This window comes from Promicromonospora citrea (assembly GCF_013004695.1).
Taxonomy (GTDB): domain Bacteria; phylum Actinomycetota; class Actinomycetes; order Actinomycetales; family Cellulomonadaceae; genus Promicromonospora; species Promicromonospora citrea.
Genome location: NZ_JABEMG010000185.1, coordinates 1 through 6,529, shown reverse-complemented (window position 1 = coordinate 6,529; position 6,529 = coordinate 1). Strand labels below are relative to the sequence as shown.

Below are 6,529 nucleotides of genomic sequence, written 5' to 3'. Positions count from 1 at the left end.
CCCACCGACGCTCTTCCGATCTGGGGCCTGCGCCGCCGGGGCGTGCGGCGCGGGCACGGGGCCGGCCGGCTGCTGGACCGACGCCGCGGCGGCCCGGGCCTGCTGGGCGGGGGACGTCTGCGGCGTGGAGCCCGTCTGCGGGGCGGGGGCAGGGGTGCCGGCGTCCGACGACGGCACGGAGCCCGAGCCCGGCACCTGCTCGTGACCCTGCTCGCGGGCCCCGTCAGCGCCCTGGACCGGGAGCTGCTGGGTGTGCGGGGCCGCGGGCAGCTGCTGGGTGGGCTGCGCGGGCGCCTGCTCGTCCGGCCGCGGGGTGGTGCTGTTCTCGTCGTTCATCGGTGACCCTCCTTGAAGTCACCACTAGTTGACACCGGCATCCTTGCCCGAGGCTTGGGCGTCCCTGTGAGTTTCCTGCACGCGGGGGCACGTCCTCCGGCCCATGCGCCCCGAGGTCGGCACGGGACTCAGGCGAGCGCCGCGATCCGGGCCGTCAGCGCCCGGGTGGTGGCCAGGCGGTCGGCGCGCGGGACGCGCACCTCGATGACCTGGACCCCGCGGCTCGGGGCCTGGAGCGCGTGCCGCAGGGTGGGCACGTCCTTGACGAGCTGGTGGTCCACGCCGTAGCCGGCGCAGAGCTGCGCGAGCGTGGCCCCGTGCGGCGTGCCGAACACCCGCTCGAAGGCGGCGCCGGCCGCGCTGCCCGTCTCGGCGAGCTCCCCGTGCTCGAGGGTCGCGAAGATCGACCCGCCGTCGTCGTTGACCACGACGATCTCCAGGTCGACGGGCGGCTCGTCGGGGCCCCGGAGCAGGCCGCCGACGTCGTGCAGGAACGTCAGGTCGCCCAGGAGCGCGCGCGTGCGCAGGCCGCGGCGTGCCGCGGCGAGCGCGACGCCGAGCGAGGTCGACACGGTGCCGTCGATCCCCGCGAGGCCGCGGTTGGCCAGCACTGCGGGACCGGGGCCGTCCAGGCCGAGCACGAGCTCGAGGTCGCGCACCGGGTTGGACGAGCCGACCACGAGCAGGTCCTCCGGGCCGAGCACGGCGGCGACGGCGCGCGCCACCGCGAGCGCCGTGGGCCCACCGAGGACCGCGTCGTCGGACGTCTCCTCGGCGAGCACCCGCGCGGCGTGCTCGCCGGCGGCGTGCCACCGGGCGAGGAAGTCGCCGGAGGCCTCCGCGGCCTCCTCGAACCACGCGGGCGCGAGGCCCGGCAGCACGACGGCGGCGTTCCGCGCGGCGTCGGGCCACGGGCGGGCGCCGGGCGCGACCACGGTGACCGTGACGTCGGGGCGGGCGAGGAGGCGCTGCACGGGCCGCGACAGGGTCGGGTGGCCCAGCACGACGACCTGCTCGATGCCGCCCGCGAGCGCGTCGTTCGTCAGCAGCGCGCGGTAGCCCGGGACGGCGTTCGGTCCGCCGGTCGCGCCCGACGACGGCTCGGCGAACAGCGGCCAGCCCTGCGTCTCGGCGAGACGGCGGGCGTCGGGTCCCGCACCGTCGCCCGCGACGACGACGGTGTGCGCGGGGTCGCCCGGGAGCGCCGGCGAGCCGAGGTGCTGCGGCGTCGTCGGCACGACGAGCGGCGGCTGCGGCCGCGGGTAGCCCTCCGGGGCGGCGGGGAGACCGGGCAGCGGCTGCGTCGGCGCGAGCGGGTCCCGGTAGGCGAGGTTGAGGTGCACCGGCCCGGGGTGCCCGGAGCGGTCGCCGAGGGCGGCGCTCACCGCGCGGGCGGTGACGTGCCGCAGGTCGCGGAAGTCGTCGGCGGCCTCGCGCTCGCCGGGCGCGGGCAGGTCGGCGGCGAACCGCACGGCGGAGCCGAAGATGCCCACCTGGTCGGTGGTCTGCGACGCGCCCGTGCCGCGCAGCTCGTGGGGACGGTCGGCGGTGAGGAGCACGAGCGGCAGGCCCGTGTGGCTCGCCTCGAGCACCGCGGGGTGCAGGTTGGCGACGGCCGTGCCCGACGTCGTCACGACGGCGACCGGGGTGGTATCGGGCCCGGCCCCCTTGGCCAGGCCCAGCGCGAGGAACGACGCGTCCCGCTCGTCGACGCGCACGTGCAGGGTGATCCGTCCGGCGCCGGCGGCCTCGGCGGCGGCGTAGGCGAGCGGGGCGCTGCGCGAGCCGGGCGCGAGCACCATGTCCTGCACACCCCGGCTGACCAGGTCGGCGACCAGGGCACGGGCGGCTGCCACGGCGGGCGGGATCGTCATGCGTCCTCCAGGATGCTGGTCAGGCGGTGGTACCGGTCGAGCCACCGCCGCGTCGTCGGGCCGTCGGCGGGCGCCGCGGCGAGCGCGGCGGGCGACGGCGCGGGCCGGCGCACGGGCAGCGCCCCGTCGACGGGCAGCAGGGGCTCGTCGACGACGTCGTGCGTCAGGAGCTGCGACGTCGCGAGGCCGCAGGCGTAGGGCAGCTCGGGCAGGGCGGCCGCGAGCGCTACCCCGGCCGCGATCCCGACGGAGCTCTCGAGCGCGGACGAGACGACGACGGGCAGGCCGACCTGCTCGGCGAGGTCGAGGCACGCGCGCACGCCGCCCAGTGGCTGCACCTTGAGCACGACGACGTCGGCGGCCTCCTGCCGGACGACGCGCAGCGGGTCGGACGCGCGGCGGATCGACTCGTCGGCGGCGACGGGCACGTCCTGCCTGCGGCGCACGAGGGCGAGCTCGTCGACGTCGGCGCACGGCTGCTCGACGTACTCCAGCCCGCCGGCGGCGCGGTCGATCTCGGCGAGGTGGGCCAGGGCCTCGTCGGGCGTCCAGGCGGCGTTGGCGTCGACGCGGATCGCGCCGTCGGGGCCGAGCGCGTCGCGGACGGCGGCGACCCGCTCGGCCTCGGCGGCGACGGGTTCGAGCGCGCCGTCAGGGCCGCGCTGGGCGACCTTGACCTTGGCGGTGCGGCACCCGCCGGACGCGAGCACGATCTCGCGGGCCCGCTCGGGGCCGACGGCGGGCACGGTGACGTTCACGGGGACCTGCTGCCGGACGGGGTCGGGCCAGCCGACGGTCGCGGCCTCGAGGGCCGCGCGCAGCCAGGTGGACGACTCCGCGTCGTCGTAGTCCCAGAAGGGCGACAGCTCGCCCCAGCCGGCCGCGCCGCGCAGCAGCACGCCGTCGCGGACGTCGATGCCGCGGAACCGGGTCCGCAGGGGTGTCGACCAGACCAGGGGTTCACCGAGCAGGGGCACAGCCCCAGGCTACGGCGCTCCGCCCTCCCCGGTGCACGCCCACCCCTGACGTCGGCCCGTCGCGAGGGGCCGACCACGCAGCCGGCGGCATCTAGGCTGGGCAGCGTGACCAGCACCGAACTTCCTCGCCAGGTCTCCGCGACGTTCGACCCGCAGCGGTGGCGCACCGTCGCCGGGTTCGAGGACCTCACGGACCTCACCTACCACCGCGGCGTGGACCGCAGCGGCCCCGAGCCGCGCGACCTGCCCGTCGTGCGCGTCGCGTTCGACCGGCCGGAGGTGCGCAACGCGTTCCGCCCGCACACCGTGGACGAGCTGTACCGGGTCATGGACCACGCCCGCATGACGTCCGACGTCGGCACGGTGCTGCTGACCGGGAACGGCCCCTCCCCCAAGGACGGCGGGTGGGCGTTCTGCAGCGGCGGCGACCAGCGCATCCGCGGCCGCGACGGGTACCGCTACGCCGACGGCGAGAACGCCGACTCGATCGACCCCGCCAAGGCCGGGCGCCTGCACATCCTCGAGGTGCAGCGGCTCATGCGCACCATGCCCAAGGTCGTCGTCGCGGTGGTCGACGGCTGGGCCGCGGGAGGTGGGCACTCGCTGCACGTCGTCGCCGACCTCACCGTGGCGTGCCGCGAGCACGGGAAGTTCAAGCAGACCGACGCCGACGTCGGCTCGTTCGACGCGGGCTACGGCTCGGCGTACTTCGCGCGCCAGATCGGCCAGAAGCGGGCGCGCGAGGTGTTCTTCCTCGCCCGCGAGTACTCGGCGGACGACGCCGAGCGCTGGGGGTCGGTCAACGAGGTCGCGGAGCACGAGGACCTCGAGAACCTGGCGCTGGAGTACGCGCGGATCGTCGCGACCAAGTCCCCGCAGGCGATCCGCATGCTCAAGTTCGCGTTCAACGCGGCCGACGACGGCATCGCGGGCCAGCAGGTGTTCGCGGGCGAGGCGACCCGCCTGGCGTACATGACGGACGAGGCGGTCGAGGGCAAGGAGGCGTTCCTGGAGCGCCGTGACCCGGACTGGTCGTCGTTCCCGTACTACTACTGACTCACCCCACCGTCCAGCTCCCCGACCCCCGCGGCACGAGCTCGATCCACGTCGTGCCGGGCTCGAGGAGCGCCTCGGTGCCATCCTTCGTGCGCAGCACGACCGGCGAGCGGTGGTCCTTCTTGGACCACCGCACCGGGACGGCGCGCCCACCCGACAGGAGCGTGCCCCGGCCGGACCGCCCGCCGAGCCGGTGCTCGGGGACGCGTGCCCCGGCCGGGTCGCGGAAGCTCGTGAGGAACACCTCGGTCTCGAGCACGACGACGTTGCGCGCGCGGTGCCGGGCGCCGTCCGCCGCGACGGACGGCACGGTGCCCTCGCTGCGCAGGTACCTGCGGGCGGCGGCGTCCCACGTCCAGACCGTGCGCTGCGCCGGGGAGAACCGCACGTCGACGGTGCGCGCCCGCGTCCCGCGCGCCGTCGCCGTCCCGTCGCCGCGCGTGCGGGCGTAGGTGAACTGTGGCGGGGGCGGGCTCGTCCGGCCGCCGTCGGCCTGCACGGCGAACGTGCGCACGTCCCCGATCACGTTGTGCGGAACGGGCCGGGAGGGGTCGCGCACGAAGCCGGGGTCGCCGTCGTCGTTGATCAGCGTCTGGGTGCCGTACCGCTGGACGGCCGCGATGAACGCCGCCTGCCCGCCGGAGAACGCCAGGACGCCGCCCAGCGGCGCCACGATCGCCGGGTCCATGGGGCGCACCGAGCGCACCGGCTCCACGGCGTCGGGCAGCCGCGAGTGGTAGGTCGCCACGAACCGGGTGATGCCGCCCTCGACGAGCTGCTCCCAGACGATGTCCGCGTCGTTCAGCCCCCGCTGCGGCCGGGCCGCCGCCGAGTTCTCGACCTTCACCGAGATCGCGGGCCGGTCCGCCACCCTGTCCGTCGGCACCCCCGTGAGGGGCCACACGACCGGCACGTCCGGCCGTGGTGGCGTGTGGCGGTCCTCCCGGACGGGCGCCTCGACCGTCGCCGTGGGCGTCGGCAGCGGCTCGGGCTCGGCGGGCAGCACACCGCAGCCCGCCAGCGCGAGGGCCGCGACCAGCACGGCGCCCGTGCCCGGCACCACCGTCGTCCACCGGGTCGTCATCGGCTCTCCTCGGCACCCGTCCGTACCACCGTGCGCGCCCGGCTCGCCCCGGGGACGTGGCGCACACCCTACTGACCGGGCGGCCCCCGGCACGTGCGACGCGCTTACCCTCATGAGGTGTCCTCGAACGCCTCCCTCTCCGGCTCCCTCGACGACGTGGTCCGCGCCGTCCGGGACGCCCTCGGCGGCGGACCGGTCTACGCGCCCCGGCCCCGCCCCGCCGGCGCCGAGCCCCCGCCGCCCGGCACCGCGCTCGTGCTGCGCACGTCCGGTTCCACGGGAAACCCTCGCGAGGTCGCGCTGAGCGCCGCAGCCCTCCGCGCGTCCGCTGAGGCCACGCACGAGCGGCTCGGCGGGCCGGGGCGCTGGCTCCTCGTCCTGCCGCCGACGCACGTCGCGGGGATCCAGGTGGTCGCCCGCACCGTCGTCGCGGGCACGGAGGTCGGCGGCGGCACGCTCGAGAGCTTCACGCCCGAGGGGTTCGCGGCGCTCGCCGACGACTTCCTCGCCGCGGGCCCGCGCGCGTACGTCTCGGTGGTGCCCACCCAGCTCCACCGCCTGGTCGTCGCGGCGGAGGACGGCGACCCGGCCGGGCTGGCCGCACTGGCCCGGTTCGACGCCGTGCTGGTCGGCGGAGCGGCCACGCCCGGCCCGCTGCTGTCCCGCGCCCGGGCCGCGGGCGTCCGGGTGGTCACGACCTACGGCATGTCCGAGACGAGCGGCGGCTGTGTCTACGACGGCGTCCCCCTGCCGGGCGTCCGCGTCCGGATCGCGGAGGGCGCGGAGGACGGAACCGGCGTCGTCGAGCTCACCGGGCCGACGCTCGCCGAGGGCTACGTCGGCGACCCCGCCGCGACGGCCGCCGCCTTCCGCACCGACCCCGATGGCACCCGCTGGTTCCGCACCTCCGACCTCGGCCGCCTCGACGGCGACCGGCTCACCGTCCTCGGCCGGGCCGACGACGTCGTGGTCACCGGCGGCGTCAACGTCGCGCCCGACGCCGTCGAGGAGGTGATCGCCGAGCACCTCGCGGCGCGCGGGACGCCGGGCGAGGCGTGCGTCGTGGGCGTGCCGGACGACGAGTGGGGCCAGGCGGTCGTCGCCGTGGTCACGGGCGGGGCGGACCGGATCGCGCCCGTCGCGCCCGCCGTCCTCGCCGAGCTGCGCGCCGCCGTCGCCGCGCGGCTCGGGAGCGCCGCCGC

5 protein-coding genes and 1 pseudogene are annotated in these 6,529 nt (G+C 77.1%); 2 read left to right on the top strand and 4 right to left on the bottom strand.

The window, feature by feature from the left end; all coding sequences use genetic code 11:
* The 3 genes and pseudogenes from HLB15_RS21620 to HLB15_RS21610 all read right to left on the bottom strand — a co-directional run.
* Nucleotides 1–336, bottom strand: a pseudogene (locus HLB15_RS21620) (hypothetical protein); the annotation flags it as partial.
* 128 nt (nt 337–464) lie between these two features.
* Entirely contained in the window at nt 465–2,210 is a 1,746-nt protein-coding gene (gene menD / locus HLB15_RS21615) for a 2-succinyl-5-enolpyruvyl-6-hydroxy-3-cyclohexene-1-carboxylic-acid synthase (RefSeq protein ID WP_171108558.1), read from the bottom strand.
* Entirely contained in the window at nt 2,207–3,187 is a 981-nt protein-coding gene (locus HLB15_RS21610; protein WP_171108556.1) for an o-succinylbenzoate synthase, read from the bottom strand. The genes menD and HLB15_RS21610 overlap by 4 nt, the downstream gene beginning before the upstream one ends.
* 105 nt (nt 3,188–3,292) lie before the next feature.
* On the opposite strand from HLB15_RS21610, the gene HLB15_RS21605 reads away from it, so the two are divergent.
* The gene (locus tag HLB15_RS21605) at nt 3,293–4,243 is read left to right on the top strand and encodes a 1,4-dihydroxy-2-naphthoyl-CoA synthase (RefSeq protein WP_171108554.1); all 951 of its coding nucleotides are present in this window, start codon (nt 3,293–3,295) and stop codon (nt 4,241–4,243) included.
* Nucleotide 4,244: 1 nt separating this feature from the next.
* On the opposite strand, the gene HLB15_RS21600 is transcribed toward HLB15_RS21605, so the two are convergent.
* Nucleotides 4,245–5,327 carry a DUF3048 domain-containing protein gene (locus tag HLB15_RS21600; protein ID WP_171108552.1) on the bottom strand — a complete coding sequence of 361 codons (1,083 nt, stop codon included), beginning with the start codon at nt 5,325–5,327 and terminating at the stop codon, nt 4,245–4,247.
* 117 nt (nt 5,328–5,444) lie between these two features.
* On the opposite strand from HLB15_RS21600, the gene HLB15_RS21595 reads away from it, so the two are divergent.
* Nucleotides 5,445–6,529, top strand: a 1,085-nt coding sequence (locus tag HLB15_RS21595; protein ID WP_171108550.1) for an AMP-binding protein, incomplete at its 3' end; no start/stop codon positions are given.

Coding starts and splice junctions, on each gene's coding strand:
- menD (WP_171108558.1), bottom strand. CDS start 2,210: ATGACGATCCCGCCCGCCGTGGCAGCCGCCCGTGCCCTGGTCGCCGAC.
- HLB15_RS21600 (WP_171108552.1), bottom strand. CDS start 5,327: ATGACGACCCGGTGGACGACGGTGGTGCCGGGCACGGGCGCCGTGCTG.